The sequence below is a fragment of the Kitasatospora sp. NPDC048715 genome (assembly GCF_043198905.1).
Classification (GTDB): domain Bacteria; phylum Actinomycetota; class Actinomycetes; order Streptomycetales; family Streptomycetaceae; genus Kitasatospora; species Kitasatospora lactacystinica.
In genome coordinates this window covers 408,781-425,673 of record NZ_JBICVH010000001.1, presented here as the reverse complement: position 1 = coordinate 425,673, position 16,893 = coordinate 408,781, and the positions used below count along the sequence as shown (strand labels likewise).

The 16,893-nt window shown below is 74.2% G+C and carries 17 protein-coding genes and 1 pseudogene; 10 read left to right on the top strand and 8 right to left on the bottom strand.

The window, feature by feature from the left end:
- Positions 1-62: 62 nt before the first annotated feature.
- A complete protein-coding gene (locus tag ACGFSC_RS01950; protein WP_359902114.1) occupies positions 63-821 on the top strand; it encodes a Clp protease N-terminal domain-containing protein in 759 nt (252 codons plus the stop codon).
- A gap of 53 nt (positions 822-874) precedes the next feature.
- On the opposite strand, the gene ACGFSC_RS01945 is transcribed toward ACGFSC_RS01950, so the two are convergent.
- Positions 875-1,366 carry an NUDIX hydrolase gene (locus ACGFSC_RS01945; RefSeq protein WP_359902111.1) on the bottom strand — a complete coding sequence of 164 codons (492 nt, stop codon included), beginning with the start codon at positions 1,364-1,366 and terminating at the stop codon, positions 875-877.
- Positions 1,367-1,458: 92 nt separating this feature from the next.
- On the opposite strand from ACGFSC_RS01945, the pseudogene ACGFSC_RS01940 reads away from it, so the two are divergent.
- A pseudogene (locus tag ACGFSC_RS01940) lies at positions 1,459-1,650 on the top strand (STAS domain-containing protein); the annotation flags it as partial.
- A gap of 45 nt (positions 1,651-1,695) precedes the next feature.
- On the opposite strand, the gene ACGFSC_RS01935 reads toward ACGFSC_RS01940, so the two are convergent.
- Entirely contained in the window at positions 1,696-2,775 is a 1,080-nt protein-coding gene (locus tag ACGFSC_RS01935; RefSeq protein ID WP_359902109.1) for a sigma-70 family RNA polymerase sigma factor, read from the bottom strand.
- 302 nt (positions 2,776-3,077) lie between these two features.
- Here ACGFSC_RS01935 and ACGFSC_RS01930 point away from each other — a divergent pair, with 302 nt between their 5' ends.
- Positions 3,078-4,292, top strand: a complete 1,215-nt coding sequence (locus ACGFSC_RS01930; RefSeq protein WP_359902106.1) for an IS110 family transposase — start codon at positions 3,078-3,080, stop codon at positions 4,290-4,292.
- Positions 4,293-4,489: 197 nt separating this feature from the next.
- Here the strand turns inward: ACGFSC_RS01930 and ACGFSC_RS01925 are convergent, their stop codons facing one another.
- Entirely contained in the window at positions 4,490-4,762 is a 273-nt protein-coding gene (locus tag ACGFSC_RS01925) for a hypothetical protein (RefSeq protein ID WP_359902104.1), read from the bottom strand.
- Between the two features lie 194 nt (positions 4,763-4,956).
- Positions 4,957-5,223 carry a UBP-type zinc finger domain-containing protein gene (locus ACGFSC_RS01920; RefSeq protein WP_359902101.1) on the bottom strand — a complete coding sequence of 89 codons (267 nt, stop codon included), beginning with the start codon at positions 5,221-5,223 and terminating at the stop codon, positions 4,957-4,959.
- Positions 5,224-5,450: 227 nt separating this feature from the next.
- On the opposite strand from ACGFSC_RS01920, the gene ACGFSC_RS01915 reads away from it, so the two are divergent.
- Together ACGFSC_RS01915 and ACGFSC_RS01910 are read left to right on the top strand one after the other, a co-directional pair.
- A complete protein-coding gene (locus tag ACGFSC_RS01915; protein ID WP_359902098.1) occupies positions 5,451-6,215 on the top strand; it encodes an SDR family oxidoreductase in 765 nt (254 codons plus the stop codon).
- A 68-nt stretch (positions 6,216-6,283) separates the two neighbouring features.
- On the top strand, positions 6,284-9,043 hold the full coding sequence (locus ACGFSC_RS01910) for a lysylphosphatidylglycerol synthase domain-containing protein (RefSeq protein ID WP_359902095.1): 2,760 nt from the start codon (positions 6,284-6,286) through the stop codon (positions 9,041-9,043).
- A gap of 144 nt (positions 9,044-9,187) precedes the next feature.
- On the opposite strand, the gene ACGFSC_RS01905 is transcribed toward ACGFSC_RS01910, so the two are convergent.
- On the bottom strand, positions 9,188-9,388 hold the full coding sequence (locus ACGFSC_RS01905) for a hypothetical protein (protein WP_359902092.1): 201 nt from the start codon (positions 9,386-9,388) through the stop codon (positions 9,188-9,190).
- A gap of 211 nt (positions 9,389-9,599) precedes the next feature.
- On the opposite strand from ACGFSC_RS01905, the gene ACGFSC_RS01900 reads away from it, so the two are divergent.
- From ACGFSC_RS01900 to ACGFSC_RS01890, 3 genes are all read left to right on the top strand, one after another.
- Entirely contained in the window at positions 9,600-10,094 is a 495-nt protein-coding gene (locus ACGFSC_RS01900) for a carboxymuconolactone decarboxylase family protein (protein ID WP_359902091.1), read from the top strand.
- A 139-nt stretch (positions 10,095-10,233) separates the two neighbouring features.
- Positions 10,234-10,878: a methyltransferase gene (locus ACGFSC_RS01895; protein WP_359902088.1), complete on the top strand. Its 645-nt coding sequence runs from the start codon at positions 10,234-10,236 to the stop codon at positions 10,876-10,878.
- The gene (locus ACGFSC_RS01890; RefSeq protein WP_359902085.1) at positions 10,875-11,447 is read left to right on the top strand and encodes a TrmH family RNA methyltransferase; all 573 of its coding nucleotides are present in this window, start codon (positions 10,875-10,877) and stop codon (positions 11,445-11,447) included. The genes ACGFSC_RS01895 and ACGFSC_RS01890 overlap by 4 nt, the downstream gene beginning before the upstream one ends.
- A 147-nt stretch (positions 11,448-11,594) precedes the next feature.
- Here the strand turns inward: ACGFSC_RS01890 and ACGFSC_RS01885 are convergent, their stop codons facing one another.
- Genes ACGFSC_RS01885 through ACGFSC_RS01875 form a run of 3 tightly spaced genes read right to left on the bottom strand, consistent with a single transcriptional unit; the run spans position 11,595 to position 14,529 of the window.
- The gene (locus tag ACGFSC_RS01885; protein WP_359902082.1) at positions 11,595-13,235 is read right to left on the bottom strand and encodes a hypothetical protein; all 1,641 of its coding nucleotides are present in this window, start codon (positions 13,233-13,235) and stop codon (positions 11,595-11,597) included.
- Positions 13,232-14,134, bottom strand: a complete 903-nt coding sequence (locus ACGFSC_RS01880) for an ABC transporter ATP-binding protein (protein WP_359902141.1) — start codon at positions 14,132-14,134, stop codon at positions 13,232-13,234. The genes ACGFSC_RS01885 and ACGFSC_RS01880 overlap by 4 nt, the downstream gene beginning before the upstream one ends.
- Before the next feature lie 11 nt (positions 14,135-14,145).
- Positions 14,146-14,529, bottom strand: a complete 384-nt coding sequence (locus ACGFSC_RS01875) for a hypothetical protein (RefSeq protein ID WP_359902079.1) — start codon at positions 14,527-14,529, stop codon at positions 14,146-14,148.
- Between the two features lie 238 nt (positions 14,530-14,767).
- Here ACGFSC_RS01875 and ACGFSC_RS01870 point away from each other — a divergent pair, with 238 nt between their 5' ends.
- On the top strand, positions 14,768-16,159 hold the full coding sequence (locus ACGFSC_RS01870; protein ID WP_359902077.1) for a sensor domain-containing protein: 1,392 nt from the start codon (positions 14,768-14,770) through the stop codon (positions 16,157-16,159).
- Complete coding sequence (locus tag ACGFSC_RS01865; RefSeq protein WP_359902074.1) at positions 16,123-16,767, top strand: response regulator transcription factor; 645 nt, start codon at positions 16,123-16,125, stop codon at positions 16,765-16,767. The genes ACGFSC_RS01870 and ACGFSC_RS01865 overlap by 37 nt, the downstream gene beginning before the upstream one ends.
- The last annotated feature ends 126 nt before the right edge of the window (positions 16,768-16,893 follow it).

Below are 16,893 nucleotides of genomic sequence, written 5' to 3'. Positions count from 1 at the left end.
TTCCGCAAACCATCGTCAACCGATGGTTGACGATCCCCGGATCGACAACCTACGGTTGACGCATGGAGAATCCCGTTGTTCCCAACAGCACTCCGCTGCGCCTCGACGACCTGATCGCCGCGATCAAGAAGGTCCACACCGACGCGCTCGACCAGCTCTCCGACGCGGTCATCGCCGCCGACCACCTCGGCGAGCTCGCCGACCACCTCATCGGCCACTTCGTCGACCAGGCCCGCCGCTCCGGCGCCTCCTGGACCGACATCGGCCGCAGCATGGGCGTCAGCAAGCAGGCCGCCCAGAAGCGCTTCGTGCCCAAGGATCCGGGCGCCCCGAACGACCTCGACCCCAGCCAGGGCTTCAGCCGGTTCACGCCCCGGGCCCGCAGCGTCGTGGTGGCCTCCCAGGAGGAGGCCCGCAAGGCGGGCAACGCCGAGATCACCACGGCGCACCTGGTGCTCGGCCTGCTCGCCGAACCCGAAGGCATCGGCATGAAGGCGCTCACCGCCCAGGGCGTCACCCAGGAGGCCCTGCGGGCGGTGGCCGCCGCCGCCCTGCCGGCCGCCGTCGACGACCTGCCGGCGCTGATCCCGTTCGACGCCGAGAGCAAGAAGGCGCTGGAACTGACCTTCCGCGAGGCGCTCAAGCTCGGACACAACTACGTCGGCACCGAGCACCTCCTGCTCGCCCTGCTGGAGCTGGAGAACGGCCAGGGCGTGCTGGCCGGACTGAAGGTGGACAAGCCCGCCGCCGAGGCCTTCGTCTCGGAGGCGATCGCCGCCATCGTCGCCGCCCGGGACGCGGAGGCCGAGCCGCAGCAGTGAGGCCCCGTGCCCTGTCCCGGGCGGAACTCCCGCCCGGGACAGGGCACGTGCGCTCAGAACCCGGAGACGTGGGTGGTGACGATCCGCACCCGGCCGTCCTCGGCCGCCTCCAGCGCCGCCCGCAGCCGGGCCGACCGGGCCGGGCCGAGCAGCTCCAGGGCGTCCTCGACCGACGCCCAGCGGTAGTCGTCCAGCTCGCCGGCCGGGACGGTCACGGGGGTGCCGTCCGGGACGGCGCCGAAGTCGAACATGAAGTGCTGGGCGGGGTGGTCGAGTTCGGCCGAGGCGTGGGTCCAGGAGATGGCCAGCAGTTCGCCCGCCCGCCGGACGAGGCCGGTCTCCTCCTGCAGCTCCCGCTCGGCGCACTCCACCGGGCCCTCGCCGAGGTCGATCGTGCCGCCCGGGAACTGCCAGTGCTCGCGGTACCCGGCCTTCACGATCAGGATCCGACCGGACCCGTCCCGCAGCAGGCACCCCGCCGCCGCGTAGATCCGGGGCAGGGAGGCCAGCCATTCCTCGCGGGACTTCAACGGCTCAGCCGTCACGGTGCTCCTCCTGGGGCGGGGCGGGTTCGGTCGCCCCCACTCTGCCACCCGCCGACGACCGATGAGTCGAGGCCGCCCCGGCGGTCCTATCCGGCATGAACACCGTGGAAGCCGAACCGGAACGCCCCGTACTGACCTGCGACCTGGGCGCGCTGACCGCCCCCGACCTGGCCGTCGTCGACGCGCTCGCCCGGCTGCGGCTGGCCGCCGCCCGGCACGGAGTGGCCGTGGTGCTGCTGAACGCCGGCGGTCCGCTGCGCGAACTGCTGGCGTTCAGCGGCCTGTCGGCGCTGCTGCCGGGCGCGGCCGACCCCCCGGCCTTCGCGGAGCTACTCGGCGACGGAGTCCACGGCGGGCTCGACGGTCCCGACGGTCTCGGTGAGCTCGGCGGCTTCGGCGAGCCCGGCGGCTTCGGCGCCGGACTCCGCGACGGGATCGGCCTCCAGTCGGGGCGAGAGGCCGAAGAGCGGGAAGAGCACGTCGGTGTCCAGGAAGTTGGTGAAGCCGGTGATCCGCCCCTCTGACACCTCCGGCACGATCAGCGCCCACGGCTCGTACCCGCCCGCCGGACTCGGCCGGTACTGGCCGAAGGCCGGGCCTCCGTTGGCCGTCACCGGGAGCAGCCGCGAGCCGCGGCAACCGCGACCGGGGCCCAGCATCCACGCCCGGAGTTCGTCCCGCCCGCGCAGCCACATCGAGAACGGCGGCATGTTGAGCGTGACGTCCTCGTGCAGCAGCGCGGCGAGACCGTCCATGTCGTACGCCTCGAAAGCGCGGACGTAGCCGTCCAGCAGCGCGCGCCGGCCCTCGTCCAGCTCGGGGGCCGGCCGGGCCGCCGAGGCGTCGACGGCGAGCACCGCCCGGGCCCGCTGCAGCGCGCTGTTGACCGAGGCCACCGTGACGCCGAGCAGTTCGGCCACCTCGGCGGCCTTCCAGCCGAGCACCTCGCGCAGGATCAGCACCGCCCGCTGCCGGGGCGCGAGGCGCTGCAGCACCGCGACGAAGGCCAGCTTCACCGACTCGCGCTGGACGGCCACCTCGGCCGGGTCCCCCGTCTCGGGCAGCACCCGGCCGTCCGGCGCCGGACCGATCCACGTCACCTCGGGGAGCCGGGTGTCGTGCGCCGCGGCCACCGTGACCGGCCCGGCCAGGTCCATCGGCCGGGCCCGGCCGTTGCGGCCGTTCAGCGCGTCCAGGCAGACGTTGGTGGCTATTCGGTACAGCCAGGAGCGCAGCGCGGCCCGCCCCTCGAAGCCCCGGTGCCCGCGCCAGGCGCGGACCATGGTCTCCTGCACCGCGTCCTCCGCCTCGAAGACCGAGCCGAGCATGCGGTAGCAGTAGCCGGTCAACTCGGTGCGGTACCGCTCCAACTGGAGCTCGACCGGCTCCTCCGTGATCACGTCGGTCATCGTGCGCCCCGCCCCCGTCGTCCTGCCCCGTACCCGTGCCTGTGCCCTGGTGAACGGGACGAACGTAGCGCACCCCACTGACATTGATGCTGGTACTCAGGTTCCGGTGGTCGTGGCTCTGCCACTGACTGACGCCCTGCTGGGCTGTCCTCAAGGTGTTCTGTCCGGCTACCGGGACTTGTTCTCATGGCTCCGGCCGGGCGGAACATGACCTGATAGGAGCTTGGTCCAGAAGCCCCTTCAATGTCCTGTCTGCTTCACCCGGCCGGCGCCGCCCTCCGGCTAGGGAAGGCAGTACCAGCATGACAGCAGCGGTCTCGCAGGACCCGGCGGGCCCGGATGTGTTCGGCGGGGTCGACTCCCACACCGACACCCTCCACGTGGCCGTCATCAGCGACAACGGCGGCCACCTCGCCGACGCCGAGTTCAGCACCACCGCGGCCGGATACGCCGCCGCCCTGGCCTTCCTGAACGCCCACGGCCACGTGCTGGCGATTGGCGTGGAGGGCACCGCCTCCTACGGGGCCGGGTTCACCCGCGAAGCCCGCGCGTGCGGGCACCGGGTCGTCGAGGTCAACCGGCCCGACCGGGCCGAGCGCCGCCGCATCGGCAAGTCCGACCCCATCGACGCCTACGCCGCCGCCCGCGCCGCCCTGTCCGGCCGCGCCTCCAGCGAGCCCAAGGACGACACCGTCGCCGGCATACGCGCCCTGCACAACGCCGCCCGCTCCGCCGTCAAGGCCCGCACCGCCGCCCTCAACCAGATCGGTCAGATCCTCGTCACCGCGCCCGAGGCCGTGCGCACCCGATACGGACGGCTCAAGGCAGCCGAGCGCACCGAGGCCCTGGCCAGGCTGCGGCCGGCCGGGGACGCCGTTCACACCGCGGTCCTGATCGCGCTCAAGAGCCTCGCCCGGCGCGTCAAGGAGCTCACCACCGAACACCAGGCCCTCACCAAGGCCCTGGACGTCGAGGTCACCGCCCACAACCCCGGCCTGCGCGCCGCCTACGGCGTCGGCCCCGACACCGCCGCCCAGCTGCTGGTCACCGCCGGAGGCAACCCCGAACGCCTGCGCACCGAGGCCGCGTTCGCCGCCCTGTGCGGAGCCGCCCCCGTCCCCGCCTCCAGCGGCCGCACCAACCGCCACCGCCTCTCCCGCGGCGGTGACCGGGCAGCCAACGCCGCCCTCTACCGCATCGCCCTGGTCCGCATGTCCAGCGACTCCCGCACCCGCGAGTACGTGTCACGACAGACCGCCGCTGGCCGGACGAAGAAGGAGATCATCCGGCTCCTGAAACGGGCCATCGCCAGGGAGATGTTCCGTTGTCTGACCACCACGGTCACCGTCCCCGGCATTGCCGACCTACGGCCTCTGCGCCAGTCGAAGAACATCACCCTCACTACCGTTGCTCAGCACTTCGGAGTCTGGCCGGCCACCATCTCCACCCTCGAACGCGGCCTCCGCCGAGACGACGACCTCGCCAACGCCTACCGCGACTGGCTCACCGCCGCTTGACAGCCAATAGGAGCATCACCGACCGTGCCGACCGCGCTCCGGCGGCAACAGCCCTGCGGGAGCGGGCCGTAGCCGTCGCTCACCGGCCGTCGCAGGGGACAGGAAATTTCTGACGATGCGCCAGGAGCGTTCCGGCCGTAGTGCGGTGCAGTGCAGTGCGGTGCACTGCGGCACGGTGCGGTGCGGTGCGGTGCGGCTCAGTGGGCGGAGTGCTTCTCCGCGCCACGGTGCCGGTGCCCCTTGAGCTCGGCGTGCATCGCCGGGGCGGCGTGCATCGTCGTGCCCGGCGCGTCCCTTCCACCGTGCCGGAACGATTCGCCGGCGCCGTGCGCGGCGGCGGCGTAGGACATCGCGCCGGCGCTCGGCATCGGCGCGAACCGGGCGGGTGGGCTCGCCATGCCCCGGCGTTCCAGCAGTTCCTGGGTGCCCTGGCGGAGCTTGGCGGTGCTGCCGGGCGTTCGCTTGGTCATCGTCGGCCTCCCTTCGTCGGCCACCGGCCGGTCGGATGCCGGCCGGTGGGGCCGAACGGGCTTTATGTCCGGATTTTATCCGGATTGCAGGTCCGTGCCAGTGCGGAAGGGATGTGCGGGCGCCACACCCGGGAGACGTCCGCGGGAACCTGCGCGAGCGCCGGTACGCGGGCCCCGTCAGACGCGTGACCGGCTCAGCCCATGACCTCGTGGACGAAGCACCAACGCCAGTCCTCCCCCGGCTCGTACGAGCGGATCACCGGGTGGGAGGTGTTGTGGAAGTGCGCGGTGGCGTGCCGTTGCGGAGAGAAGTCGCAGCAGCCGATGTGGCCGCAGTCCAGGCAGATCCGCAGGTGCACCCAGTCCCGGCGGCCCTGCTCCAGGCAGTCGGCGCAGCCGTCGGCGGGCGGCCGGGGCTCGATGTTCTGAGGGGCCAGAGCGAGGTCTTCGCAGGCGCTCATGACTGAAAGGCTATGCCGCCCCGGCACGGAACGCCCGCTCAGGGCGGCCACGGACGGGCGTCCCGAGGGTGGCACTGCCGTTCCCGGGTCCGCCCGTCCCGGGTTCCCCCGTCCCAGGAAGGGCCGTCCCAGGAAGGGAGTTCCCGGGAAAAGCGCAACCCTGGGTAACCGCTCGCAGCCCGCGCAGAGTGGTCGGCACCGGCCCGACCGAACCTCTGGAGCCCCCGATGAGCCACCCCTCCTCCGCCGCCGCCCGCACCGCCGTCGTCACCGGAGCCGCCAGCGGCATGGGCGCCGCCACCGCCCGGCTGCTCGCCGCATCCGGCGCCCGGGTCGCCCTGCTCGCCCGCCGCACCGAGCGGCTGGACGCCCTCGCCGCCGAGATCGCCGCCGCGGGCGGACAGGCGCTCGCCGTCACCACCGACATCACCGACCAGGCCTCGGTGGACGCCGCCGCGAAGACCGTCCACGACGCCTACGGCCCGGTCGACCTGGTGGTCAACAACGCCGGGGTGATGCTGCCCAACCCCCTCGCCGACGGCCGGATCGACGAGTGGACCCGCATGGTCGACACCAACCTCACCGGCGCGCTGCGGATCGTCCGCGCCTTCGGCTCCGACCTCACCGCGGCCGCCGCCGAGGGCCGCACCGCCGACCTGGTCAACGTCTCCTCGATCGCCTCGCACGTGGTCTTCCCCGACTACGCGGTGTACGGGGCCACCAAGGCCGCGCTCACCCAGCTGTCCGCCGCCCTGCGCAGCGAGTTCGGCCCGCGCGACGTCCGGGTCAGCGCGATCGAGCCCGGACTGACCGACACCGAACTCGCCGGGCACATCGACAACCCTGTGCTGCGCGAACAGCTCGGCGGCATGTTCACCGCCATCCCGGCGCTCGCGGCCGAGGACGTCGCCGACCTCATCGCCTACACCGTGAGCCGCCCCCGGCACGTCAACCTGCGCCACCTGGTCGTCCTGCCGACCCGGCAGGCGTAGGGCCGCGTCGTCCCGGCACTGCCGAATCCCCGCCCCTCGCCCGCGGGCGGCATGGGAGCATGCCATCCGTGGCGATCGTGACGGGGAGAACGAACGGCGACACCGGCGGGGCCGACCCCGGCGGTGCGCCCGCGCAACGGAAACGCGGCACGGGGACGCGGGACACCGGCGGCAGAAGCGGCACCGACAGCGGCGGCAGCGGGGACGGCACCGGGGCATCGGCCGACGGCACCGGGGTGCCGGCCGACGGCAGCCCCGGAACGGCCCCCGCCCGGATACCCGAGCAGGCCGGCCCCGGCCGGTTCCGGGCCCGTCCGCTGCCCGCCACCGACCGGGTCCGGCAGCCCGTCGCCCTGATCCGGCTGCTCGGCGGCCTGTTCGCCATCGCCCTCACCCTGCTGCTCGCCGACTACGCCCGCGCCACCACCGGCGGCATCGCCGCCGACGTCGCCGAGGCGGCCTCCCTGGTGCCGCGCCCGCTGGCCGGACTGGCCGGCGGTCTCACCACCGCCGCCGTCCTGCTGCTCCCGGTCGGCCTCGCCGTCCGCCGGCTGCTGGGCCCCGACCGGCGACGCGCCCTCCAGCAGGTCTCCGACGGGCTGCTCGCCGCCGTCCTCGCGTACGGCGCCACGCTCGGACTGGACCTCTGGGCCGACGGCCTCGCCCCGCCCTCACTGCTCTCCGCGCTCACCCAGCCGCTGCCCGGCAGCGGCGGGCTCGGGCACACCGAGTCCGTCTACGGCTACCTCGCGCCGGCCCTCGCCTTCATGACCGCCTCCGGCAGCCGCGAACGCCGCCTGCCGTGGACCGTCCTCGCCCTCTCCGGCCTGGCCGGGCTGACCGGCGGGTACGCCACCCCCACCGCGCTCCTGCTCGGGCTGCTGATCGGCTGGACCGGCGCCCACGGCACCCTGTACGCGGTCGGCACCCCCGACCCCTGCCCCCGGCCCGGCGAGGTCCTGCGCGCCCTGCGCGACAGCGGCCTGCGCCCGGTCGAGGCCCGGCCGGCCGGCCCCGACCGCTACCGGGTCCGGCAGGCCGACGACCGCCCCGACCTCGACGTCCAGCTCCTCGACCGGCAGGCCGTCACCGCCGCCGCCGTCCAGCGCGCCTGGCGCCGGCTGCGCCTGCGCACCGCCCCCGACCCGCGCGTCCTGCGCTCCCCACGCACCGGCCTGGAGCACGAGGCCCTGGTCACGTACGCGGCCCTCGCGGCCGGCGTCCGCACCCGCCGCATCGCCGCCACCGCGGGCATCGGCCAGGACACCGCCCTCATCGCGTACGAGCGGCTGGCCGGACGCACCCTCGACGAACTCGCCGACGAGGAGATCACCGACGAGCTGCTCACCGACGCCTGGCGGCAGTTCGCCCTGCTCCAGCGCCGCGAGATCGCCCACCGCGCCCTCGTCCCCTCCTCCCTGCTGATCGACGGCTCCGGCGCCGTGCACCTGGTCGACTTCGCCGACGGCGACATCGCCGCCACCGAACTCGTCCTCTGCTGCGACCTCGCCCAGCTCCTCACCACCCTCGCCCTGCGCGCCGGCGCCGCCCGTTCGGTCCGCACGGCCACCGCCGTCCTCGGCCCCGACCCGATCGACGCCGCCCTCCCGCTGCTCCAGCCCATCGCCCTCACCCACACCACCCGCCGCGCCCTCAGGCAGCACGCCAAACGCACCACCGCCCGAGCCGCCGCCGTGGCCGGTGACGAGGCGGGCGGCGGCCACGGCGCAGCAGCCGGTGACGTGGGCGCGCCCACCGGTGGCACCGGGTCCGCCACCACCCCCGCGCCGAACCCCCCGCACGACTCCCCCGCCCCCGGCGGCCTCCTCGACGAGATCCGCGCGGAGGTCCTGCGCACCCGCCCGCAGGTGGTGGGCCGCCCGGTGCGGCTGGAGCGGCTGCGGCCGCGGACCCTGCTGATCGTCGTGGGCGGCGTGGTGGCCGGCTGGCTGCTGATCCCGCAGCTGTTCGCGGCGGAGGACAATCCGGTCTCCGCGCTGGCGGACGCCGATCCCTGGTGGCTGCTGCTGGCGCTGACGGCGGCGGCGGCGAGCCACGTCGCGGCGGCGATGGGCTTCGTCGGTTTCGTGCCGGAGCGGCTGAACTTCCGCAACGCGGTGCTGGCGCAGGTGGCCGGGTCGTTCGTGAAGCTGGTGTCGCCCGGCGGCGTCGGCGGGGTCGCGCTGAACACCCGCCTGTTGCAGCGGGCGGGCATTCCCACCGCGCAGGCGCTGTCCAGCGTCGGCGTGGGGACGCTGATCGGCCTGGTGCTGCACCTGCTGCAGCTGGGGGCCTTCGTCTACCTGCTGGGCTTCGAGCCGGGCGGCTCCGAGCTGGACGCGCTGCCCGCGGTGGTCGCCGGGCTGGCGGGGGCGGCGGCGCTGCTGGCGGTGGTGTCGGCGATCCCGGTGGCGCGGCGGTGGCTGGCGACGCGGCTGCGGCCGCTGACGGCCGAGGTGCTGCCGCGGCTGCTGGACCTGCTGCGCAGCCCGACCCGGCTGGCGGTGGGCGTGACCGGGCAGCTGTTGGTGTCGATCTGCCTGATCGCCTGCCTGTACTGCTGTGCCCGGGCGATCGGCCCGGAGCCGTCCTTCGCCGCGGTCGCGGTGGTGTTCCTGGTGGGCAACGCGGTGGGCAGCGCGGCGCCGACCCCGGGCGGGGCCGGCGCGGTGGACGGGATGCTGCTCACGCTGCTCCAGCAGACCGCCTCGATGGAACAGGGCGGCGCACTGGCCGCGGTGGCGCTGTACCGCCTGCTGACGCTGATCCTGCCGGTGCTGCCGGGCTGGGCGGCCTTCGTCTGGCTGCAACGCCGCCGGGCGCTGTAACCGGACGGCCGGTCCGGCGCGGGGGCGAGCCCGGGGCGGGGGCGAGCCCGGGGCGGCGGCGGGCCCGGCGCGGCGGCGAGCCCGGGCCGGGGGGCGGGGGCGGGGGCTGCGGGCCCGCAGCCGGTCCCGTCGCCCGCCCGTCGGCTACTCCCGGTACTCCTCCTCGTCGTGCCGGACCGGCCGGGTCTGTTCCACGACGTCCGCGACGTTGGTCGCCGGGTCCGCTCCGAGGGCCCGGCGTTCGGCCACCTCGTCGTACGTGTCGCCCTCGGGTGCCTTCTCGTCGGCCTCGACGGTCTCGGCGGTCTCCTCGATCAGGTATTCCTCGTGCTGTTCCTGCGGCATGGCATCCGTCCTCACTGTTCGGAGGCCTTCACGGGCCCGGCTGGCGTACTGGCAGTATCCGCCGCCCGGCGCCGGGACGCGAAGTGCCGACGCCGCTCCGGCGTGTTGCCGGGACTGCCGCGGACCCCTTGCCGACCCGCCGGATTGACCCGTGAAACAGCGCCCCGAATGGCCCAGGAGACAGGTTCATTCCGCCCCTAGGGTCATAGGCATGACGACGAACGAGAGCGCCCGGACCACCCCGACCACCGACGCCGCCGAGGCCCCCGCCCGCCTCGACCACGCCCGCACCGCGCCCAAGGTGTTCCGCGCGATGATCGCCCTGGACGCCGCCGCCCGCGAGGGCCTGGACCCGGCCCTGGTCGAGCTCGTCCAGGTGCGCACCTCCCAGCTGAACGGCTGCGCGTACTGCCTGGACATGCACGTCAAGGACGCCCGCAAGGCCGGCGAGACCGACGAGCGGATCTACCTGCTGCCGGTCTGGCAGGAGGCCCCCGCCGGGGTCTACAGCGAGCGCGAGCGGGCCGCCCTGGCGCTGGCCGAGGAGATCACCCGGATCCACGGCGGCGTCTCGGACGCGGTGTACGCCCGGGCCGCCGCGCACTTCGCGGAGGCCGAGCTGGCGCAGCTGATCTCGGTCTGCTTCACCATCAACGCCTGGAACCGCATCAACGTGGCCACCCGCAAGACCCCCGGCGCCGCGTGACCGCACCGCTGTCCGGAGCGCCGTCCGCACCGCCGTCCTGAACGCCGTCCGGGCCACCGGGGGTACGATCGGTGCCGTACAAAGGGCTAACCCACACCCACCCGGTGGCCCCGAGGCCCATACGAACGACGGGGAAATCATGTCCGGCTCGCACTACTTCACCGGTGCACCCGAGGTGGCCAGCGACCGCCGGCCGATCACGGTCTCCCTGCCGGACCTCACCCTGGAACTGACCACCGACACCGGGGTGTTCTCCCGCAGCCGACTCGACCCGTGCACCCGGATCCTGCTGGAGCACGCCCCGCAGCCGCGGGTGCGCGGCCCGATCCTGGACATCGGCTGCGGCTACGGTCCGATCGCCCTGACCTGGGCGAGCCGCCGCAAGCGCCTCCCGGTCTGGGCGGTGGACGTCAACGAGCGCGCCCTGGAGCTGGTCCGGCTGAACGCCGAGGCGCTGGGGCTCGGCAACGTCCGGGCAGCCCTGCCCGACGACGTCCCCGAGGACGTCCGCTTCGCCACCATCTACTCCAACCCTCCGATCCGGATCGGCAAGGCCGCGCTGCGCCGCCTGCTCACGCACTGGCTCGACCGGCTGACCCCGGACGGCTCGGCGTTCCTGGTGGTGCAGAAGCACCTGGGCTCGGACTCGCTCCAGAAGTGGCTGAACGAGCAGGGCTACCCGACCACTCGGGTCGCATCGGTCAACGGGTCCCGAATTCTGGAAGCGCGGCCCCGCCCCGAGGTGGGCGAGGGCTCCGAGAGCGGACGAGGTACGACGACGTGAAGCAGCTGCGCGGGACCGAACTGAAGCGTCTGCACCGCTCCTGGCGGCGCAGCAACGAGTTCCGGCTCGCGATGATCCTGGAGAACCTCCAGTCGCCGTTCAACGTCGGCTCGGTGGTCCGCACCGGCGCGGCGATGGGCGCCGAGAAGCTGTACCTGGCCGGGGACACCCCGTCGGTGCGCTCGTCCGGCGCTCAGAAGGCCGCGATGGGCACCGACAAGTACCTGAAGGTGGAGCACTTCCCGACCGTCGCCGAGGCCGTCGCGGCGGCCAAGGCGGACGGCTTCAAGGTCGTCGGTCTGGAGCTGGCGGACGAGGCGGTGCCGATGTTCGCCGCGGAGCTGACCCCGGCGGTGGCCTTCGTGCTCGGGCACGAGGACCGCGGGATCACGCCCGAGGCCCTGGCCCTGTGCGACCAGGTGGTGTTCGTGCCGCAGCTGGGCCGGGTCGGCTCGCTGAACGTCTCGGCGGCCGCCACGGTGGCCTGCTACGAGGCGCGCCGGCAGGGCTACGCGATCAGCGGCACCCCGGACGGCGACCTCGCGGGCGACCTCGGCGACGACGAGTAGCCGAGCAGCGCCCCGAGGTGCGACCCGAAGCGCGAGGGGAGCCCGGTCCGTCCGTCGACGGGCCGGGCTCCCGGCTTCGCGCGGCCTCGGCCTCGGCCTCGGCTTCCGACCCGGGCCCGTTCCTCAACCCGGGCCCCGACCCGTTCCTCAGCCCTTGACGTTCCGTCGGGCCGCGCCGACCAGGAACACCACCGCGAGCATCACCGCGGACAGCGCCCCGACCAGCAGCGGGCCCGGACCGGCCGGGCTGCCGTCGACGCGCACGGCCCCCATGAAGTCGACGGCGGCGACGTTGTTGACCAGCACCCACCAGAGCGGCAGGTAGACCGCCTGGAAGAGCCGGTGGCTCCGGCTCACCACGCCGAGCGCCATGGCCAGCGACGGGACGAACAGCGCGCCGCCGAGCCAGCCGGCCGTCCCCGCGCCGTCGCCCGCCGCCAGCATGCGTATCAGCGGGGCGGCGCCCGTCACCGCCGTGAGCACCAGCCCGGACGCCCATTCGGCGAGCAGCCGGCGCCGGGCCGACGGGTAGGCGCCCAGCAGCACCTCCAGACCGTTCTCCACCCGCTGGCTGCCGAGCCGGGACCAGATCAGGACCGGCCACAGCCACACCAGGGGCAGCAGCAGGCCGGTGACGGCGTCCGTCGGCAGCACGAACCCGGCCACCGTCAGCCCGGCCGCGACCAGCCACCACCAGCGGGAGACGCCCTGCACCAGGATGCGGACCTCACCCGCCAGCAGCCGGCCGAACGCCCCGGCCCGCCGCGGTTCGGTCCGTGGCAGGGCACCCCGCGCGGTCGTCCGGCGCGCCCCCGCGGGCTCCGTCGCGTCCGGCCCGGACAGCCGGCCCGCCGCCCCGGCGGCCGTCGGAACCGCGGCCGGCGCCGGAACCTCGGCCGGCTCCGGCAGCGCGGCCGCCCCGCCGGACCCGCGTGCGGGATCGAACCTGCCGAACCACAGCGCCGGCAGCACCGCCACGGCGAACGCCGCCAGCACCAGCGCCAGCCGGCCGAGGAGGAACCCGGAGGACGGGTCGAACCCGTCCCAGCGGAAGGTGCCCAGCGGCCTGTCCACCTTGGTCAGGCCGAGGCTGAACCCGCCCGGGTCGGCCGTCCCGTGCTGGGCCTCCAGCGCCGCGCCCATCGACCGCGCGATCCGGTGCACACCGAGGCCGTCCAGCGGCGCGGAGGCCGACTGCCCGCCGATCGCGAGCACCATGGCCAGCACGAACCAGACGACGTTGCCGAAACCGCCCCGCAGCAGCGGCACCGTCTCGAACAGGAGCGCCGCCGCCGCGGTGACGGCCATCAGGGGCAGCGAGAGCAGCAGGAACGGCTCCGCCAGGGCTGCCGGGTCGACCGCGCGGTCCTCACCGCGGGCGAGCTGCATCAGCAGCGCGGTGACGGCCAGCACGCCGACCATGGAGGCGAGCACCAGCAGGTTGCTCAGGAACTTGGCCAGGAGGTACTGGGAGGTGCGCAGCGGGGTGGCGGCGAGGATCTGTCCGACCCCGGTCGTCTCGTCCCGCGCGATGCCGCTGCGCACCACGTAGAAGCCGCCGAAGGTGAGCCAGAGGGCGCCGGCCAGGGCGGTGACCGCACCGACGTAGGCGCTGTTGTAGACGCCCCGGTTCCCGCCCACGTCCATGATCGTCCAGTGGCCGCCCGCGTCCGGTACGGCCAGGTGGCCGAGCCCGACCGCGGCGAGCAGCGTCACCGCGTACACCGGCCGGCGCACCCGGTCGCGGAAGTCGCCGACCGCCAGCCCGGCGAGCACCGATCCGGTCACCGCCGCACCGCCCGCGGCTCGGCCCCGTCCCGCTCCCCCGGCCGGTGGATGACGCCCAAGTAGGCGTCCTCCAGGTCGGGCGGCACCGGCACCGCGTCGGGCCGCGGCGGCTCGGCGGCGAGCAGTCGCAGCCGCACGCCGCGCCCGGTCCGCACCATCCGGCTGACCACGTGGCGGGCCTGCACCTCCAGGAGGTCGGCCGGATCGACCACCGCCTCCCACACCCGCCCGTCGACCTCCCGGAGCAGTTCGTCCGGCGCGCCCCGGCGCAGCAGCCGTCCCCGGGCGACCACCGCGATGTCGGAGGCGACCGACTCCACGTCGGAGACGATGTGGGTCGACAGCATCACCACCCGGTCCGCCGCGAGCTCGCTGAGCAGGTTGCGCAGGCGCACCCGCTCCTCCGGGTCCAGGCCGGCGGTCGGCTCGTCGACCACGATCACCCGGGGGTCGGCCAGCAGCGCCTGCGCGATGCCGACCCGGCGGAGCATGCCGCCCGAGTACGCGCCGAGCGGGCGCTTGACCGCCTCGGTCAGGTTGACCAGCTGGATCAGCTCGTCGATCCGGGCCCGGGCCGAGCGGGCGCCGATCCCCTTGGCGGCCGCCAGGTAGGACAGGAACTCCCGTGACGTCAGGTTCGGGTAGACCCCGAAGTCCTGCGGCAGGTAGCCGAGTTCCCGGCGCAGCCGGTCCGGCTCGGCCACCACGTCGACGCCCCGGTAGCGGACCTGGCCGCTCGTGGGCCGGGTGACCGTCGACACGATGCGCATCAACGAGGACTTCCCGGCACCGTTCGGCCCCAACAGCCCCACCATTCCCGGCCCGAGCCGCATCGTGATGCCGTCGACGGCCCGCTTTCCGCCCTTGTGGACCTTGGTGACATCCACCAGTTCGAGCACGCTCTCCGCCCTCACCCCTTGAGCTCCGTCCCACGCCCGTCCCGCAGCACCACGACCCCCTGGGGCACCTCGACCCGGTACTTCGTGTCGCAGTTGGCCAGCCCCGAACACCCCGCCCTGAGTTCGAGCACCCCGCCCTCGAGCGTCCAGGACTCCTTGGCACTGCCGATCTTCCCGCTCGTGTCGAACCAGCGGGTGACCTTGACGTCCTCGCGGTCGACCGCGACCAGGTCGGCCGGCGCACCGTGCGACTTCACGTCCAGGCTCCTGCCGGCGAACTCGAAGGTCCTGTCCTCGGGCGCGGCGTCCCTGGCGTCGGCACAACCGGCGAGCGACACCAGCGCGGCCACCACGAGAACGACCGTCCCGTATCCGGATCTCGCACGTCGCTCCACCTCATCCTCCTTGCGGCTGTGATCGGATGCACCGTCCCGGGCCCGTCCCCCGGGGCACGTGAACACGCTCGCAAGCCTGGCCGATCCGCGGACTCCTGCCATCTGCCGTTCGGCAGATATCCCGTAGGGCCGAAGGGGGAGTTTCTCCCACCGACAACACCCGCCCGCCGTCGCCAGAATGGCCTCACGGCCGGTACGACGGGCCGTGCGACAGCACCACCGGGAGGGGACCACATCCATGGACAGCACGACGCGACCCGCACAGAGCCCGGCACCGGCCGAGCCCACCGGGCTCTCCGCACCCGCCGGATCCGCCGCACCGGCCGGGTCCTCGGTACCGGCCGGCTCTTCCGTACCGGCCGGATTCTCGGTAGCGGCCGGGCTCACCGCCCTCCGCCGGAGCCTGACCCTCAGCCGGCTCTCCTGTGTCGCCCTCGTCCACTCCCTCGGTGTCACCGGCGCGCTCTCCCTCGTCGGCCCGGGCCTCGGACTGGTCCCGCGGGCCATGGCCCGGGTGCGCGCGCTGACCGACCGTCAACGCGCCCTGGCCGCAGACTGGTCCGGCATCCGCTTCCCGGGGCCGCCCGGCCCGCTGCCCCCGGTGCCCGAGGGCGCCTCCGGCGTATTCGCCCGCTACCGCTGGATCACGGGCGACCCGCAGACCCGCCGCGAGTTCCACTGGGTCCTCGCCGAGCCGTTCCTCGGCAGCGTGCTGGCCTTCCTGCCGGTCGCCGCCCTGCTCGCCGGCCTCTGGGGCGTCTTCCTGGCCTTCTTCGGCGTCCCGCTGTCCGCCGAATGGGACGGCCTCTGGTTCGAGTTCATCCCGATCGAGGGCACCGTCACCGCCGTCCTCGCCGGCGTCCTCGGCCTGCTCCACCTCCCGCTCGCGCTCTGGCTCGCGCCCCGCACCGTCCACCGGCACGCCCGCCACGTCCACTCGATGCTCGCCCCGGGCGAGCAGGAGCTGCTGGCCGGCCGGATCGCCCACCTGACCGCCACCCGCAGCACCGCCGTCGACACCCGGATGGCCGAGATCCGCAGGATCGAGCGCGACCTGCACGACGGCGCCCAGGCCCGGCTGGTCGCGATGGGCATGACCCTGGACGCCGCCGAACACCTCCTGGAGAGCGACCCGCAGGCCGTCCGCGCCCTGCTGGTCGAGGCCCGCCAGTCCTCGGCCAAGGCCCTGGAGGAGCTCCGCGACCTGGTCCGCGGCATCCACCCGCCGGTCCTCGCCGACCGCGGACTCACCGACGCGGTACGGGCGCTGGCCATGGTCTGCCCGGTCCCCACCGAGGTCTCGGCGGACCTGCCCGGCCGCCCCGAGATGCCCGTCGAGTCCGCCGCCTACTTCGCGGTCTCGGAGCTCCTCACCAACGTCGTCAAGCACTCCGACGCCGGCCGCGCCGGAATCGAACTCCGCTACGATCGCGGCGTGCTGCGCATCACCGTCTCCGACAACGGACGCGGCGGCGCGGACGCCCGCCGGGGCACCGGGCTGCGCGGCGTCGAACGACGGCTCGCCACCTTCGACGGGGTCGTCTCCGTCAGCAGTCCCCCCGACGGTCCGACCACGGTGACCATGGAGCTTCCTTGCGCATTGTCCTCGCCGAAGACCACTTCCTCCTGAGGGACGGCCTGATCCGCCTCCTCCAGGCCCACGGCCACGAGGTGGCGGCCGCCGTGGACAACGGCCCGGACCTCCTCCGGGCCCTCACCGAGCAGCGGCCGGACGTCTCGATCGTCGACGTCCGGCTGCCGCCGACCTTCACCGACGAGGGCCTGCGCGCCGCCCTCACCGCCCGCCGCACCACCCCCGGCCTCCCCGTCCTGCTGCTCTCCCAGTACGTCGAACCCCTCTACGCCCGCGAACTCCTCACCACCGGCGGCCGCGGCATCGGCTACCTGCTGAAGGACCGCATCACCAACGGCGCCCAGTTCCTCGACGCCATCCGCCGCGTCGCCGCCGGCGGCACCGCCATGGACCCCGAGGTCGTCACCCGGCTCCTGGCCGCCAAGGACCGCGACACCGCCCTCGCCACCCTCTCCACCCGCGAACGCGACGTCCTCGAATCCCTCGCCCAGGGCCGCTCCAACGCCGGCATCGCCCAGGCCCTCTTCATCACCGAGAAGGCCGTCGCCAAGCACATCACCAACATCTTCACCAAGCTCGGCCTCCCCCCGACCACCACCGACAACCGCCGCATCCTGGCCGCCCTCACCTACCTCGACCAGTGACCCCACCCGCCGGCGCACACGAAACGGCCCGGCCCGGATCCGATCCGGCCCGGGCCTTCGGCAGTGCGGCACGGTCCGTTCTTGCGGACGAACCACTCGGCACCGGCACTCGTCCGATGACAGTGC

Bases quoted from the DNA above. Each gene is read 5' to 3' on its own strand.
- ACGFSC_RS01950 (WP_359902114.1), top strand. From the start codon at position 63: ATGGAGAATCCCGTTGTTCCCAACAGCACTCCGCTGCGCCTCGACGAC.
- ACGFSC_RS01935 (WP_359902109.1), bottom strand. From the start codon at position 2,775: ATGACCGACGTGATCACGGAGGAGCCGGTCGAGCTCCAGTTGGAGCGG.
- ACGFSC_RS01930 (WP_359902106.1), top strand. From the start codon at position 3,078: ATGACAGCAGCGGTCTCGCAGGACCCGGCGGGCCCGGATGTGTTCGGC.
- ACGFSC_RS01925 (WP_359902104.1), bottom strand. From the start codon at position 4,762: ATGACCAAGCGAACGCCCGGCAGCACCGCCAAGCTCCGCCAGGGCACC.
- ACGFSC_RS01920 (WP_359902101.1), bottom strand. From the start codon at position 5,223: ATGAGCGCCTGCGAAGACCTCGCTCTGGCCCCTCAGAACATCGAGCCC.
- ACGFSC_RS01915 (WP_359902098.1), top strand. From the start codon at position 5,451: ATGAGCCACCCCTCCTCCGCCGCCGCCCGCACCGCCGTCGTCACCGGA.
- ACGFSC_RS01905 (WP_359902092.1), bottom strand. From the start codon at position 9,388: ATGCCGCAGGAACAGCACGAGGAATACCTGATCGAGGAGACCGCCGAG.
- ACGFSC_RS01900 (WP_359902091.1), top strand. From the start codon at position 9,600: ATGACGACGAACGAGAGCGCCCGGACCACCCCGACCACCGACGCCGCC.
- ACGFSC_RS01895 (WP_359902088.1), top strand. From the start codon at position 10,234: ATGTCCGGCTCGCACTACTTCACCGGTGCACCCGAGGTGGCCAGCGAC.
- ACGFSC_RS01870 (WP_359902077.1), top strand. From the start codon at position 14,768: ATGGACAGCACGACGCGACCCGCACAGAGCCCGGCACCGGCCGAGCCC.